The 16,090-nt window shown below is 45.3% G+C and carries 14 protein-coding genes and 1 pseudogene; 3 read left to right on the forward strand and 12 right to left on the reverse strand.

Going from position 1 to position 16,090, the window contains the following annotated elements; genetic code table 11:
• Positions 1-7 precede the first annotated feature (7 nt).
• On the forward strand, positions 8-895 hold the full coding sequence (locus FJQ58_RS31960; protein WP_139999895.1) for an AraC family transcriptional regulator: 888 nt from the start codon (positions 8-10) through the stop codon (positions 893-895).
• An 802-nt stretch (positions 896-1,697) separates the two neighbouring features.
• Here FJQ58_RS31960 and FJQ58_RS33465 read toward each other — a convergent pair.
• From FJQ58_RS33465 to FJQ58_RS31975, 4 genes and pseudogenes are all read right to left on the reverse strand, one after another.
• Positions 1,698-1,939, reverse strand: a pseudogene (locus FJQ58_RS33465) (glycosyl hydrolase family 95 catalytic domain-containing protein); the annotation flags it as partial.
• Positions 1,854-2,147, reverse strand: a complete 294-nt coding sequence (locus FJQ58_RS33495; RefSeq protein ID WP_139999897.1) for a glycoside hydrolase family 95 protein — start codon at positions 2,145-2,147, stop codon at positions 1,854-1,856. The pseudogene FJQ58_RS33465 and the gene FJQ58_RS33495, both read right to left, overlap by 86 nt.
• 24 nt (positions 2,148-2,171) lie before the next feature.
• Positions 2,172-2,351 (reverse strand): hypothetical protein, encoded by a 180-nt coding sequence (locus tag FJQ58_RS31970; RefSeq protein ID WP_139999899.1) that lies wholly within the window; start codon positions 2,349-2,351, stop codon positions 2,172-2,174.
• Between the two features lie 42 nt (positions 2,352-2,393).
• Complete coding sequence (locus FJQ58_RS31975) at positions 2,394-3,983, reverse strand: GH39 family glycosyl hydrolase (RefSeq protein WP_139999901.1); 1,590 nt, start codon at positions 3,981-3,983, stop codon at positions 2,394-2,396.
• A gap of 222 nt (positions 3,984-4,205) precedes the next feature.
• Here FJQ58_RS31975 and FJQ58_RS31980 point away from each other — a divergent pair, with 222 nt between their 5' ends.
• A complete protein-coding gene (locus tag FJQ58_RS31980; RefSeq protein WP_139999903.1) occupies positions 4,206-4,820 on the forward strand; it encodes a hypothetical protein in 615 nt (204 codons plus the stop codon).
• 981 nt (positions 4,821-5,801) lie between these two features.
• Positions 5,802-5,945 carry a helix-turn-helix transcriptional regulator gene (locus FJQ58_RS33475; protein ID WP_139999905.1) on the forward strand — a complete coding sequence of 48 codons (144 nt, stop codon included), beginning with the start codon at positions 5,802-5,804 and terminating at the stop codon, positions 5,943-5,945.
• On the opposite strand, the gene FJQ58_RS31990 is transcribed toward FJQ58_RS33475, so the two are convergent.
• The 8 genes from FJQ58_RS31990 to FJQ58_RS32030 all read right to left on the reverse strand — a co-directional run bounded on the left by FJQ58_RS31990 (position 5,939) and on the right by FJQ58_RS32030 (position 15,985).
• Positions 5,939-6,691 carry a response regulator transcription factor gene (locus FJQ58_RS31990; RefSeq protein ID WP_139999907.1) on the reverse strand — a complete coding sequence of 251 codons (753 nt, stop codon included), beginning with the start codon at positions 6,689-6,691 and terminating at the stop codon, positions 5,939-5,941. The genes FJQ58_RS33475 and FJQ58_RS31990 overlap by 7 nt on opposite strands.
• The gene (locus FJQ58_RS31995; protein ID WP_139999909.1) at positions 6,666-8,429 is read right to left on the reverse strand and encodes a sensor histidine kinase; all 1,764 of its coding nucleotides are present in this window, start codon (positions 8,427-8,429) and stop codon (positions 6,666-6,668) included. The genes FJQ58_RS31990 and FJQ58_RS31995 overlap by 26 nt, the downstream gene beginning before the upstream one ends.
• A gap of 102 nt (positions 8,430-8,531) precedes the next feature.
• Positions 8,532-10,103 (reverse strand): extracellular solute-binding protein, encoded by a 1,572-nt coding sequence (locus FJQ58_RS32000; RefSeq protein WP_162341911.1) that lies wholly within the window; start codon positions 10,101-10,103, stop codon positions 8,532-8,534.
• A gap of 76 nt (positions 10,104-10,179) precedes the next feature.
• On the reverse strand, positions 10,180-11,061 hold the full coding sequence (locus FJQ58_RS32005; RefSeq protein WP_139999913.1) for a carbohydrate ABC transporter permease: 882 nt from the start codon (positions 11,059-11,061) through the stop codon (positions 10,180-10,182).
• Positions 11,062-11,092: 31 nt separating this feature from the next.
• Positions 11,093-11,995, reverse strand: coding sequence for an ABC transporter permease (locus tag FJQ58_RS32010; RefSeq protein WP_338016189.1), 903 nt, complete (start codon positions 11,993-11,995; stop codon positions 11,093-11,095).
• A gap of 675 nt (positions 11,996-12,670) precedes the next feature.
• Positions 12,671-13,096: a MarR family winged helix-turn-helix transcriptional regulator gene (locus FJQ58_RS32015; RefSeq protein WP_139999915.1), complete on the reverse strand. Its 426-nt coding sequence runs from the start codon at positions 13,094-13,096 to the stop codon at positions 12,671-12,673.
• A gap of 245 nt (positions 13,097-13,341) precedes the next feature.
• The gene (locus tag FJQ58_RS32025) at positions 13,342-14,682 is read right to left on the reverse strand and encodes an NtaA/DmoA family FMN-dependent monooxygenase (RefSeq protein WP_139999917.1); all 1,341 of its coding nucleotides are present in this window, start codon (positions 14,680-14,682) and stop codon (positions 13,342-13,344) included.
• Between the two features lie 199 nt (positions 14,683-14,881).
• Entirely contained in the window at positions 14,882-15,985 is a 1,104-nt protein-coding gene (locus tag FJQ58_RS32030) for a Gfo/Idh/MocA family protein (protein WP_139999919.1), read from the reverse strand.
• Positions 15,986-16,090 lie beyond the last annotated feature (105 nt).

Here is a 16,090-nt window from a genome sequence, read left to right on the forward strand (position 1 = left end):
TAATGAAATGAACCTCCCCCCGATTAACATTGGTAATATGAATATTAAGCTTGTGCTTGGCGGCTTTGTATTGAATGTCTTGTACGTGAAGTTCGGTTTTTTTCACAGCTCGATGCGAGAACATAGCCACAGCCACGGAAGCTACGAGCTTCATTACATTCCTAGCGGTCACGGTATTCTAATAGCGGAAGGAAAACGTTATCCTCTCACACCCGGAACGTTGTTTATGACAGGACCAGATGTCGCCCATGAACAGATTCCAAATCTAAGCGATCCTATGGCTGAATACTGCATCTTCTTCGAAGTGATTCAAGAGGATTCTCAACTTATTATCAATAAATACAACGCCCATAAGGATACTCTCCTGTCGGAATTACTGGTGAACACCCCGTTCTGGATCGGTCCTGACAATGAAAATATGATGGCTTTGTTCGAAATGCTTGCAGACGAGCTGTCATCGAAACGCCTCGGCTTTCACCATATGGCAACGAATATACTGGAAATAATCGTTACCCGTATGGTTCGGCAGTATACCGAGCACGGTTCCTCTCTACTGGACGTTCCGGTTAAAACATTGGATGACAACAGGCTGCTTACAATTGAAAACAGTTTCTTATACGAATACCCTTCCATTACGCTAGGACAGCTTGCGGACAAGCTGGGTCTGAGCACCAGGCAGACAGAGAGGAGCGTTCAGAAGCAATACGGCGTATCCTTCAAGAATAAAAAACAGCAATCCCGAATGAGCGCCGCAGCCCAGCTTTTAACAACAACGGATATGTCCATTAGCGCTATTGCTGAGGTAATTGGATTTGCAACACTGGAACAATTCAGTCATTCGTTCAAACACTATTACGGAATGACCGCTACCCAATACAGGTCTCAAAAGAAATGACTAAAAGCACTATAAGAATGACCTTCATTTGTAGGTCATTCTTATAGTGCTTGTCTTATTTGACTCAAAATAGCAAATGAAGATGTTCATCCGTTATCAAAATCCTCATGGATGAAGAAGATGAGTTAAGCAAGTTGAATCATTCTCTACTTATCTTAACATCAGCCAATGGATGCCATACGGTTCTATCACATGAACATCCAATTTGTGTCAGCTAATACCAATACTCACGGCCGTCGTGCGACAGGAATGCAGGGCGTCGATGAACCCTCCTTGATTGGTCTCATCTCCATTTTGCGGTTCCGTAAGGTTAATCATCTGACGCTGCGTCTGGAATGCCTCGATTCTTCCGCCGTTTCCGACCCTGCGTAATTTCCCTCGCTGTCGTATTTGTCGCTATATATGCTTTTGATCATATGTAGAACAGGCAACCTTTGCCCATTCCATTTCTCATTGTTGTAGATGTAGATTTAGTCCGAGATTCCCTGATTCTCCCCGTTTCTGCTACTGAAAGTTATCTGTCCGATTGCCGTGTCGAGCTTGAAGCGAATGAACTTGGCGCCTCCCGCCTTATATACACCCCATAAGACCGTTCCTTTCCGTTTAGGAATATGTGCGGTATGAAGAACACTTCTGCTATCGCCCTGATGAACCAGTGAGGTGCGGTATTAGCATCGGATATGCCCCGACTAGCGAGAGTGGTTCGCCCTGTCCTCTGTCCAGCACCTCGTCTGCGGCGTATGCGCGGCGTATATCCCCAAATGTCGGTGATGTAATGCGCGACAAAGCCTCCGCAAGCTTACATTTTGTTCGCTGTCAATCTGCCCGGCTCACGCATGAGTTCGATCATTTCAAACAACGGTTCATAGCACTCAGACAGGTTGCAGCTCTCAGCTGGCCAATAATTCATTTGCGCATTGATAGGTGTACTTGCTGTTCTAGGGAGGGCAGCATATGCTCATTCCAGATTCCTTACAGGTTGGTCGGCAACGAACCGGGATGGCTGCTGGATTGCAGCAAAATTCGCTCGTAATGGAACAAGAGCACCGCCCGCGGCAATATCCAGACCACCGCTTCCTCCGCTGTTGCCGCTCATCATTATTGTTACATCATCCGCATTGCCAATCGACTCTAGATTTCTATTGCGTCCCCGGGTCAGTCTGGCTTTGAAGGTAAGCAGACGGCCGGAAGCAAGGAAACGGAACACCATAACGCTATCCGGATAACTGGCGTATACTTCTCTTTCATACATCACCCAGCCTTCCCCATGTCGCAATCAGGCAATACTGGAGCTCTTTTCCAGCTTCCGGCGATAGTCTGTAGGCTCAGCGGCTTCCTGAAAATCAATAACAAGATCGCCGAGGGGGAACGCCGTTGACCGAAATATACGGTAACCGTTCTCCGATTCGGTCGCACTCGGCCGACATCTTGCGATCGATCTTACGCCATAGCTCATCCAGCCACTTTTTATCGTTTGAACGTAATAAAGGACTTACACTCATTCACTCTCCCCGATCAATTCGTTACATTCTTCCAGCAGCGCTATAGCCCACGCCGACAGCGTGAAATCCAGACTCAGCTTCCCGTCGGCGTCTGAGACAAACCTCACGTACTTGTAGCGATCCGCCCACGCCTGCAGCAGTTCCACCTGATCCCGGGACGGCGATTGCGGCGCTCCCATCTCATTCCACAACGAGACTGCAACGCCATGCTCGCGATCCACGACTTTCAGCACATAAACCGTATTCGGTCGCACGCCTTCGACTTCAAGGATGAATCCCCGATCGCTGCCAATGGCCTGAGCGTCCTGTGCGATCTCCTGATTAGGATACATAGACATCGGAACAGTATCCTTGAACTCCGCAGGATAATGATAGAATAATGCACGCAGCTCCTGCTCCCTGGTACGGGTAACGATAACGCCCTCATCGCGCGCAAGCTCCTCCTGTCCCAAGCGGTTTAGGAATCGGTAGGCATGAAAGGTCGGCTTGTGGACGCCTTGCAGCGAGATGAGCCCGAACCCACCATGAAATGCGGACGGTCCGGCGCCAACCTCCTCGAATACATCGGTAAAGACCCAATAAGAAAGCGAATCCGTATAGGCCGCTGCGGCCAGATTCGTATGAACGACATATGCCGCAGCTGGCAAATAATCATGGCTGTAATCCCGCGACGACGGACTGCTGCTCCATTCCGTCAAATGGATCTCGGCATTTGTATACGCGCTGTTGTCAACGACCCTGCTAAGCCACTTGATATCGTCAAGCGTTGCGTCCCTGCAACGGGAGCGTCCGCTTGTCTCGCCGTGTCCATCGAGCGCAAAGTCGGTCGGATACGGGTGAGTCGAAATAAAATCGACCGGCAATCTCTCCTTCTCGCAGAATTGAAGAAAATCCTCGATCCATACCCCCTTCCAGTTCAATTCATTCAAGTTGTCCGTCCGGAATGTCATATGCGCGTCCAGGTCCTCGGTTTCTCCATCAAAGCGAGAATCGGGAACAAAATTGCTTGTCGCTGGGCCGCCGACCCTCAGCTGAGCATCAATGGCTTTAATCTCTTGCACGGACACTTGATACAAACGGAAATAGTCCGTTTTGGTTCCCGACCAGAACGGCCGCAGATTGGGTTCGTTCCAGATTTCAAAATACCAGCGTCTCACCTCGTCCAATCCATAACGTTCAATCCAGTGCAGCACGCATTGACTCACCAGATTGGCCCATTTGCCGTAATCAGAAGGCGGGGTAATATTACCTTTCCACCAGAACTGGGTGTGCTCCCCCGAAGCCAGATCATAAGGCATAAACCCGAATTCGACAAACGGACGTATATCCAGGTCAAGCATATAGTCGAACAGTTGATCCACGTATTGAAAATTGAAGACGTCTTCTCCATCCACAACTTTATACACATGCATATCGTCATGCAGTAGTCCGTGGAAACGTAAATACTTAAAGCCGCAATTCTGCACAGCATCGCCCAGTTGCCTCTGCCAATCGGCACGAAGGCCTTCATTAGCACGTCCGGCACCAACGCATACCGACCAAATATGTTGAAGCTGTGCGGCTTCGCTTTGGAAATTGACATTCATAATAACCCCTCCATTTTTCAATTGCTCATTACGAGTATAGCGAGCAGCGATGATACCGGATAGAATGCAAATGGGACAATACCTATGACAAATAGGACATCTTGCTCTATTCCTGCGTTTAGGATACGATACCTTTACTGCTTCTTCGCAGAAACGTTTTTTCGAGGCGAGAACGCTTACAACATTTGCCCCTGAGAACAAATAGCTCGCAAGAACGGAACGATGCACTGCACTGCCCTTCTCGGTCTAACGGCGGGGACGGAAGTACAAATTCCAATTACACTCATTTACGGATTTTCCGCGAAGCAGCTCCTGCTGACTTTCTCCGGTCAGGGGCTCTTCCGTCTCCTCGGGGAGAGAAAGTGGACTGTTTTAAAGCCCAGACTAATTCTTTATATTCCTGCAGGCGTGCCGAATGAATATAGGCCTGAAGCTGATCACGTCTGGGAAGTGGGCTACGTCACATTTGACGAAAGCCAGTTAGGACTGGACCATTGGGGCTTCTCCAATACGGCCTACCTTCATTTAGTATTGGATACGTCGTCGTATTTCCATTACATTCATCGGATATGGACAAATCTGGGCATCCAGTCCGATTCATGGGAAGCTGCTCGTCTGCTGTTCTCTATGCTGCTAGACCTCAAAAAGGAAATATCACTCCACCGGGCCGAACATTCTTCCCTTAGCATCGACGATATCAAAACGGCTCACAGCACCATAGTCGAAAGCGCCTTTCGGTTTATCCATGACCTGCTGCCGTTCGAGCTCGGCAAGCCTGCTCTGCCTATTTGTCGTATGGGAAACCTCTTTAATTATGGACAGTGCTTTCATAATTGACAGCTCCAGTTTAGATCGAATAACAGGTTTGACGAGGTAGTCGACTGCGCCATAGGCAATAAAAGGAGAGGAGAACCAGGAGAAAGAACGCCGGAATCAGGATCTACATGCGGAACTAGCCATTCTAAAAAAAGCGCTGCACATCTTCAGCAAAGAAAAGAACTAAGGTTCCAAGTCATCGATGATCATCGATTCGAGTTTTAATTGTTGAAGATGTGCGATATCCTTGAGGTTTCACGGAGTGGCTACTACAAATGGTAAAGGAGAAGGCGAACAAAAATAGCTACGAGAAGCGCCAGCAGGCTTTGCTATCGCGTAATTTCCTGATTTACTGCACACGCTTAAAAACCAAAGTTCAAGCTCAGCAAGAGATCTTCGAATATATTGAAATTTTTTACACCCGTAAATGAATTCATGATTCTTTGGGCTACGTATCACCCGCTCGATTTGTGAGCATGTATGACCAAGAGTCTAATTAATTTACACTAACGTGATGTCGAGGTCTAAATATCGGATAGGCATACAGCACCGCACATCATCAGCCAGCAGCACCTTAAGTATCATAATTATCCTCCATCAGGTACCATTAGTGTAAATTGAACCGCGATTCCGATATTTAATCGAATCTCAATTACCAATCCCCTATTTTCCCGAATCCCTAAATTAGCCGATCATGTACATTTATTAAGCAGACATGCTTGCGCAAATGAGTTGTACTATCTTCCTTTAAGCTGTCTCGCTCCTCGTTGGGCGAGCGCGGTCAGGAAATGCACATATCCCCTCACAATGACTGCGGTCCACTGCTTGATGGTAATTTGACTGGAATACAGCTCATTTTTTTAAAACGAGTCTGTCATCTTGAAGCTGGTTCTCTTTATCGGCTGCTCTAGCGTTAGCGTATTGACTGCGTCGGACACAGCGAGCGTCGTATCGACAAATGTTGCAATCTTAGACTGATTCTCTTAAAACCGCGATCCCCCTGTGTCAAAGCAACTTCTGCTGACTACCGATTGGAAAACAGCCCGCATTGCAGATGAGCTTGGCATGGAGCGTTCCCATTTCTCCCGGTTGTTCCTCGCCTCTACGGATATGACACCGCGGCAATTCAGGAGCCTTCATCAATGACAACCTGATTTCCTATATTCTCCAGGAGTGACGCCTACCGTTTTCCGAAAAACCTTATAAAACGTGCGGCTGTTGTCATAACCGACGCATTTGGCGATTTTATCCAAGGGGATATCTTTGGTACCCACGAGCAATTGCTTCGCTTTTTCAATGCGTACCTGATTCATATATTTGACAAAGGTGTCGCCCGTTTCTCTTTTGAATATTTGTCCGACATAGCTTGGATGAAGATTTAGGGTTGCCGCTACATCAGGCAAGGAAATATCCTTCATGTAATTCTTTTCAATAAAAGCCTTCATGAGCGAAATATTCTCATTCTTTGGGGACGCCGTTAGGTCATTCAATGATAACGGATCTGGAAGGTGCTGTTTTTCTTCCAGCAGCACCAAGGCGATTCGCTTCAGCAGCTCGGCGAGCTCCTGCTGATTGACGGGCTTTAGCATATAATCCACGACCTGCAGTTGAACCGCTTTGCGAGCATACTCAAATACATCATGTCCGGTTAGAATAATGAACCGCTTCACCTTCTTCTGCTGCGCGTGTTTAATGAACTCAAGACCATCAATTCCCGGCATATGGATATCCGTAATGATAAGGTCGGGTTGAAAATAGTCAATTTTCTCCAATGCGTCGATCCCGTCGTTAGCCAATATGATTTTGCCAAACGGTGTATTTTCTTCCTCGATCATATCGCGAATGCCTTCAAGTATTATAGGTTCGTCATCCACAATCATCAGCTTCAGCATGCTTGATCTCCTCCGTGTGCAGAATAAGAGTAAACGTCGTTCCCTGGCCTTCCCCACTTTTGACAAGCATTTTCGATTCCTTGCCGAAATATGCCTTTACACGCTCGGTTACATTGCCGAGACCAATGCCCGTCCCAGTCGATAATGCGAGATCGGCTATACCGCTGTGAAGTCTTATTCGAAGGTTCGATAGCTTCGGTTCTGGAATACCCGCTCCATTATCCATAACATGGATTTCAATCGCATCTTGAGCTCTTTTGAAACGAATGGCTATCTTCTTCGTTCCCCTGATGTTCGACAGTCCATGAATCATGCTATTTTCTACGAGCGGCTGCAAAATAAATCTCGGACAACGAACCTTGAGCAGCTCTTCATCCGATTCAAGCTCGAACAGAAGATCCCTCATCCGAATCTGATGAATGGCGATATAAGCCTTGACATGCTCCAACTCCTCCTCAAGCGTCGTATCATCCGTTTGCGATAAGCTGTAGCGAAGGAGATTGCCTAAGGAATATGCCATCTCAGCTACCGTGTAATCCTTGTTCGACCTAGCAAGCATTCGCATCGTCTCCAGCGTGTTGTATAAAAAATGAGGCTGAATTTGCGCTTGCAGCATTTTGAAATCTGCATCCTTCTTCAGAAGCTCCACCTTCTGCACGCGATTGACGAGTTCATCGATGCGCCCGATCATGGCGTTGTAATTAGATAGGAGGAAGCCAATCTCATCCTTGCCCTGTTTTCCCGAATAGGGGGTTCCTATATCATCCAAGCCGACTTTACGCATATGGCGGGAAAGCAGTAAAATCCGCTTTGTAAGCGATGACAATAAAATGTAGTAAAATACCGATAGAAGGCCAAGAAGTACGATCCCAGCGCCTGCAAGCCAAAGCTTCGTCCACAAAAATTGGAACAGGGCGTCTTGTTTATTGATTTCGACAACTGTTAAGCCGAGGCGCGGCACTTGTACGGAATTGACCATCAGCTTCTTTCCGTCGACAAGAAATGTACTGTCCTCTCTAGTCAAAACGGATGATTTGATCCCCGCAAGCAGTCCGGCGCGGATGACCGTTTCCCTCCTCGAGCTGAAGACCGTGCCCTCCGAATCCATCAGTAAAATCGTATTTTGCGGATGAATAACGCTAAGCGCTTTCATAAACTCCTCTAAGAGTGCTGATTTTACCTTAATTTCAACAATGCCAAGCTCGCTAGTATAGGTTTCACTATAAAGCTTGTGGTAGTACACCAAGAAAGGTTCCGATCCGGCTTCGATTGATTTCTTCCATAGCCCTTTTACCGGAAGCAGCTTTTTCTTCTCCTCATTGCTCAGCTTGCTCACTATTTCCGAATAGTCCACGAATTCAGGAAAAGATAACAGTCTGTTCTGCGTTTTAGGGTACACGACAAGCTGCTCTACCATCGGCTCGCCAAGAGATGCGAATGCAAAGGCGGGACTGATTTCCTTTAAATACGAGTAAATAAGATCCCTGTCATACACGTAATCCCCCCGCAAAAAGTCTAGCAAGGCGGTATTATTTTGGTAGATGGAATACAAAGATTCGATCTTAGACAGGCTGGCTTCCAGATTAGCCCCCTGCTGTTCGATATTTTGCTGATTAGTCAATTGATACTGCGTGATCAATCGTCCATAGAGCTGGTTATAGACAAACGCCGAAAAAATAAGGAACGGAAGAACAATAAGAAAAATATATCCAACAACCATTTTAGTACTTATGCGCATAATAACTAATCTCCCCGATGAAATAGAAAATGGAAGCAAGCGAGCTCATACGGAAAGCCGCCCTTCCGGGCTGACCTTCCATATGAGCTTATAAGCAACCCCTTATTTCGTCAAGCTATCATACTTTTCCTTTAAAGGCCCGTATTGCTCGGTTGCCCAAGCTTCTAGCTTCGACATTCCGATCTTCTCGGCTTTTTTCAATATTTCTTCGTAAGCTTGTTCAGCTTCAGCTTCCGTTGGTGCCAAATACACCTTCGTGACCTCCGTTTTCACCATGTTGTCAATATTGGTACGAATGATCTGTTCGGGAGAATCCGTATCCGGATTAATCATGCCGATTGCTGGGTTAAAGGTTGTAATCTTCGAATACGCTTCGCCTTGACGAGTCGTTTCCGAATCGCTCTTGTATGTTCCCAGTGCCATACCAACACCCGTCTCGGTTGGAACACCCCACCAATAAACGCCTTTTCCTTTAAGCGTCTCCAAATCCTGAACATTATAGTTGAACTCCGGATATCCAGCCTCGTTCCATGTCCAGTCCTGTCCTTCAATTCCCCATTCCGCTGTACGCCAGCCCTCTTCCGAATACATATATTCAAGGAATTTCACAGTCGCTTCTACATTTTTGTTGTTCTTCGATACATACATGCCAAGTCCGCCGGTTCCGGTACTAACAACCGAAGCTTCAGCTCCGAGAGGCTCGGCGAGCTGGACAAATTCTAAGCCTGAGTCTTTACTGGAAGCATTGAGACGATCTGCGCCAGAATAGGTCCACGTGTAAGCAAAGCCTTTGCCGGAAACCATCATTTGCTCCGTCTCCGATTCATTTTTGTAGGCAAAGTTTTCCGATGTAACATATCCATTGCGGTACAAGCTGTTCACATACAGCATTGATTTACGAGTGGCATCTTGTCTGAGATAATATTCAATTTTCCCGTCTTTATCAGCAAATCCGCCTACTGCTCCATATTGTGTGTCAAAGTAAGGACGCTGCCAGTTTGGATTAAGAATAAGCGGCGTCATGTCCGGATGTTTTTCCTTAACAGCAGCGAATGCTTTATCTAAATCTTCAAGCGTCTTAATAGCCGGATTGCCGATTTCCTCCAAAATATCTTTGCGAAGCGTTATTCCCGGAACCATCATATGGGCATATGGACTGGCTTTCCATTCCGCTTCGGTTGAGAAATCGTTCCGAATCGCGTAATAGTTGCCGTCACTTACCGTATTGACGAGCTCCTTGACCGGATCGAACTTCACGCTAGGGGCATATTTCGGAAAAATCTCATTGTAAGGAAGGCTGATGTTGCCATCCGACATGAGCTTGAAGTTAAATGAAACGACGATATCGGGTAAATCTCCCGAAGCGACCATCAGGGCAAGCTGTTTATCATCCGTAGCCACTGTAATTTTCGGCTTAACGCCTGTCGCTTTCGTAATCGCTTCCGGTATTTCACCTTTCCAATCCTGGAATGGATACCATGTGGCATCGACGAACATTGTCAGCTCGACCGGTTCCCCTGTCCCGTTATTGCCAACAGTTTCTCCTTCCGATTTACCGTTGTTCGTACTCGCCGTTCCTTTATTGCCGCTGTTGTTGCTGCAAGCCGAAAGTGCTCCTCCTACCAATAATAATACTGCGAACATGACAATAATCAGTTTATAGCTCTTATTCATTCCCATACCCCCGTCTATAATAGTCTTATTTTAAGGCCGCCCGTCCGATTATGAAAGAGACTGCCGAAAAACCGCATCAGCCTTTGACTGAACCTAACATCATGCCGGATACAAAATACTTTTGCAAAAACGGATAGACACCGAGAATAGGAACGATCGATACAACCATTGCTGTCGCTTGGACCGAGAAAGGTGTAACGCTGGAACGCGACATCGCTGCCGCTTGCGCATCTCCCGACGGCACCATGGATTGGTTAATAACCTGCATCATCCGGTAGGTCAACGTACGAAGTCCCTCGTCCTGTACGAAGTAAGCTGAATCCAGCCATGCATTCCATTGACCGGAGCCGATGAACAAGCTTATCGTAGCAAGTAGCGGCATCGAGACCGGAAGAATGATTTTGGCAAAGATCCGTACCTCTGATGCTCCGTCGATTCTAGCCGACTCACCTAGCTCTTCGGGAATATCCGTAAAAAACGAGATCGCGATCAATAGGAAAAATAAATTAAGCATGCCCGGAATGACATAAACACCGAATGTGTTAATAAGCCCAAGGCTCTTCAGCACGATATAAAAAGCGATTATACCGCCGGAGAAATTCATCGCTATTACGACGATTGTGAAGTAGCTCTTACGGAAGATGAGATCCCGTTTAGCAAGGCCATATGCAACAAGCCCGGTAAACAAGACGCCTAGAAATGTCCCGACAATGGTCCTTAGCAGCGAAATGCCGAATGCGCTGATCCACTTTGGATCTTCGAGAAAATAGAGATAGTTGCCGAACGTGAATTGCCTTGGCCATAGGTACATGCCTCCTGACGCTGTATCGGTGCCTGCATTAAACGTAATCAACAAAATATAGTAGAAAGGATATAGAGTAACGAAGACGACGATGATCAGGATGATCGAAATGATCGTATCCAATACCCGATCCTCCATCGTTTTTCTTCTGCGCATGATGAATCACCACTCTCAAGTTTCTTGTTCGTCAGAATAATCCAGTGCCCGATACTCGTTTGGCAATAGCGTTGCTAGTGAATATCAGAAAAACGGATATAAGTGATTGCATAAGATCAATAGCCGTAGCAAATGAGAATCTTCCTTGGGCAAGGCCGATCGTGAAGGCATAGGTCTGAATGATCTGAGATTTCTCACTATTAATCGTATTGCCTAGCAGCATCGATTGCTCAAAGTTCGATCCAACTAACCCTCCGCCCAGCATGCTCCCAATCGTCAATATTAGAACAACGATGCTTGCTCCCTTCAAACCCGGCAGTGTAATGTGGATAATTCGTTTGAGACGGCTTGCACCATCCATCTCAGCAGCTTCATATAAAGAAGGATCAATTCCGGCAAGCGCAGCAAGAAAAATAATCGTCCACCAGCCCGCTTCCTTCCATATGGCCGTTGATACAGCTAGTCCCCAGAAGGCATCTGGATCGGTTAAAATAGACAGCGGCTCCTTAATCAGATGAATCGATTGAAGAAAATCGTTGACGATGCCAAAGCTTGACGAGAAGAACGCATAGGATATGCCAGTAACGACTACCCATGAAATGAAATGCGGCAAATAACTAACCGTTTGTACGAACCGTTTCACAAATACATGCCTAACTTCGCTAAGAAGAATGGCGAACAGGATAGGAATGGGATACGAAAAAACAATTTTCAACAGACTAAGTACTAACGTATTACGCACAAGCATCGGGAAATTATAGTCATTTATGAGCTCCTTAAAGTGTGACAAGCCTGCCCAGGAACTGCTGAAGATACCATCGATACCGGTTGATATTTTATAATTTTTGAAGGCAATGATGATTCCGAACATCGGAATATAACTGAACACGAGCAGGAACAACAATCCAATCCATACAAATACCTGGAAGGGCAACTGTCTTTTAAACTGTTTTAAAAATATCGTTTTCTGAATGGGATTCGCCTCTCCTTTCGGTCTATATCAAGCTAGCTAGCTGCGCTGCGACCTCTTGTTTCTCATTATAAAAGCGCATACATTTTATGAAAACGGTTCATTTCGCATAAAATGATGTCCTTTTTCAAGGTGGTCCATATGGGAAAAGAAAAAAGAACCAATCATTGTCGGAATACAATGATTGGTTCTTTTTACGCTAATAGGTGTAAGAAAGGCAATTGAAACAGCGACTCCCAAGGAAAAAAAAGTCCTAAATGGTCGCTGATTTATTGAACTCACGTTACCTGTAAGTACAATGTTTTTAGATTTAGCAATCATGCTCTCTTATCATAATTAATTTTATCAAATAAGATTCAACAAGTTGATTGCCATTTCCAGTGCTATTGCTGATTGTTAAAATTACATAATTTCTTGTTCTATGGATGTAATAACCTCGCAGACGATCATACTCTTCTGCATTTTCCGATTGATACTTGTTCATAAGCTCATTGGAATAGGAATAATCGGGACAACAACGTATACCGATAAAATAAAAAAATCGCTAAAATAGCGACTTTTAATGAGAACTCGTAATTTTTGAACCAAACTTGATCACTTATATTCAGCAAGAAAAATATAAGTCGTTGAAATAAAGAGTCAGACTATATTCCTCTCCATTTGTTGCATTAGTTTTCTTACTATCAACCGATCTTCCATAGAAATGGATTGAAGCAATTTCTCCTGCTGCTCCCTCCATTTAATCTCAACCGGTTTTTCTAATTCTTTTCCTTTGTCCGTTAGAAAGATACGCATGATCCGTCCGTCATCTACATCACGTTTACGATATATAAATCCGTTCTGCTCCAGTGATTTAACCATGTTTGTTACCGTTGGTGGTTCGCACTTCAAGTGTTCACATAGTTGCATTTGTGTTACCCCATCACCCAACCACAGACGATACAACAAGTTATCTTGCCCTACATATAGATTAAGCTCCCTAAGAGATTCACTATAGTTTCGACGCATTTGGGAGGAAATCCGATCTAACGACTGTCGAATATCACAATCTACTGCATCTGTCATGTATTACCCTCCCTGTATTCGAATGAAATTTAGCAGACTAAATGTATCACTGTGAACGATAGGTGTCAATTCACCTTAGAGCTTGGAGATGATCCTGGATGTGGTCACTCCATCCTTTTACTTTTTTTACGGTGAAAGGGGCTCTCGTCGGTCGATTTTCATAATACATCATCATGGTTTCATCATAGACAGCTAATTTCCATTGACAGAAAGGTGTCTAACTTTTTTGCGAAAAATCGAATCGGTTAATGGACAAGGTCCCGCATTCCATATTCGTAAGGAATGCCCATATTCTCGCGTAGTGTTTTTCCTTCATATTCCTTATGGAACAAACCACGCTCTTGCAAGATGGGTACAACCTGATTTACAAAATCCGCAACACCATCAAAAGATACATCAGGTACAACTGAGAATCCGTCACATGCTTCAGCCAAAAACCATTCTTCTAAAAAGTCAGCAACCTGTGTAGGTGTGCCTGCAACGACAGGATGATAGTTGATCACTCCGTGAGCGAGAACATCTCGAACGGATAGCCCTTGCAATAACAACTTCAAAGCTATTGGAGAACGTGGGTCCCTTGGGTTGGCATATGCATTTTTCAACAAGTCAGCCGGTAATGGTTTATCAATATCAACCAAGTTTACCGATAAGGGAATACCAATCATGGAACCGAGATAACTTACCCTATTGGTGATTTCCTGGGGATTGAAGTTCATAAGCTGTTTCCGACGATCCAGAGCTTCTTCTTCCGTTGAAGCCAGAGAAAACATAAAACCTGCAAACATCTTGATATCATCGGGGTTTCGACCGAAACGGACAGCACTTTGTCGGATTGCTTGTCTGTGTTCACGAGCAGACGCTATATCATAAGGATTGGCGTAAACACCCGAAGCATATTTCCCAGCCAATTCTAGCCCCTCTCTTCCTCCTCCTGCCTGGAAAATAACAGGCTGTCCTTGCTCGGAAGGGGGAATGGGCAGAGGACCACGAGATGCATAATATTGACCCTGAAGGTTTATAGGCTGGATTTTGTCCATATCAGCAAACTCCCCTCCTTCTACATCTAACGTCCATGCATCTGATCCCCAACTTCCCCATAAAGCCTGAACAATTTGTATGCTCTCATTAGCCTTGTCATATCGTTCTTTGCGTTCGGTAACCCGGGCACCGAAATTGGCTGCCGCTAAGGGGTCGGATGTGGTAACCGCATTCCATCCCACACGACCATGACTGATTACATCCAGTGCTTTGAACTGACGTGCGATATTGTATGGGTAATTAAATGTCGTAGAGAGTGTAGCAACAAGCCCAATGTGTTTTGTCTCTCTTGCTACAGCCATTAGTGCCAACATAGGGTCCATAGGGAACATAGGTGTCTGAGGACCTAAGTTGTTGGATAATACTGGAGTATCGGCAATGAAGATCATTTGAAATTTTCCTTGTTCAGCTAATTTAGCCCGCTCAACATAACTATCCATATTGGTGTAAGCTGCAGGGTTTGTGCCAGGCATCCTCCATGCACTGAATTCCGCTCCATACCCGGAAACCATCTGCAGAGCCAGTTGCATTTCACTTCTCTTTTTCATGTCGTTCTTCTCCTTCATTACGAATGGGCCAAGAGTGGAATTGCCCTATTTTAGCGCTATAATAATTAGCCATCTGCAAAGAGGGCAATAAGAATGAACATAGTACCACTGTTTTATTTTTAAATTAGGAGTGATTGCAAAAGATCAAGAATACGCATCTGCAATGTGCTGGATCGCTGCGAATTCGAGTTTTTTAGCATTAAAAGTATTGACGTTCACCGGTCTGTGCTGATTTTTCGACGGCATCAAGTAACTGATGAAGTTTCACCGCATCTTCGAAATTAGGTGCTAAGGATGTACCTTCTTGAATATCTTGGGCGAATTTACGATAAGCCTGAGCCATATTCAGAACAAAGCCTGAGTCATTTTTTAGAGATAGTGGAGCCCAGTAATAGGCATCGGGAATGGTTAGTTCACGAAGCTCGTTGTCAGTGGGTCCTGCACCGCGTAATTGATGTGATCCGAATTGAATAGATGCAGGCGCACTCAGAACGATTGTGCCCTCATCTCCAAAAATTTCAAGTGTAAGTCCTGTTTGATGTTTGACTCCACCTTGAATATGAACACTGGCTGCGGCACCACTCGTTAATTTTCCAGTAATCAGTATTTGATCATCTGTCGTCTTCTTGATAACCTTCTGAATATCCACTAATTCAACTTCAGGAAACTGTTGTGCTGTATGGGCAGAGAGTTCGGTAAAGTCCCCAAGCATGTGGGTAAATGCATCCAAATTATGTCCACCTAGAATGGTCAGCAAGTTCCCTCCAATCTTTCGATCAAACAAGTATGCACTGGACTTGTCACCCACGCCGCCCATGCCATTAATGGATATCTTTAGATTGGCAGATAATACTTTTCCAACATAACCTTCTGCCAATAAATCTTTTACATACTGAACGGCAGGGGCTTGTCTGGCCTGCAATCCAATCGCATTTGGCAATTGTGCGGATGCTACCCATTCCTGCATTTCAAGTGCTTCACCTGTATTTGATCCCAGTGGCCATTCGCAATAGATCGGTTTTCCAGCAGGCGTAATGGTCTTAACGGCATGATAATGTTCCTTGACGTTAATACTGACGACGACCATGTCCACATCAGGATGTTGAGCCAGCTCCACCATGTTATCAAAGCCGTGATCTGCATGGAAAGCTTCTGCGCTCTTCTTCGCACTCGTCATATTGCTTGTCCCCACAGCTGTAAGCTCAAACTCATCCAAATGCTCAATGGCCGGAATATGTGTACCACTCGCCCAACCATTATTAATTGAAGCACCTATAATTCCTGTACGAATTTTATTACTCAATGTAAAATATCTCCCTTATTTTAAATGTATTATCTCAGCCGGTCCTGATCTTCAACGGATCAACCACTTATAAAAAATTCTTGATATGTTTTTCGTCCAAATCCA

The sequence above is a fragment of the Paenibacillus paridis genome (genome assembly GCF_006345825.1).
Classification (GTDB): domain Bacteria; phylum Bacillota; class Bacilli; order Paenibacillales; family Paenibacillaceae; genus Pristimantibacillus; species Pristimantibacillus paridis.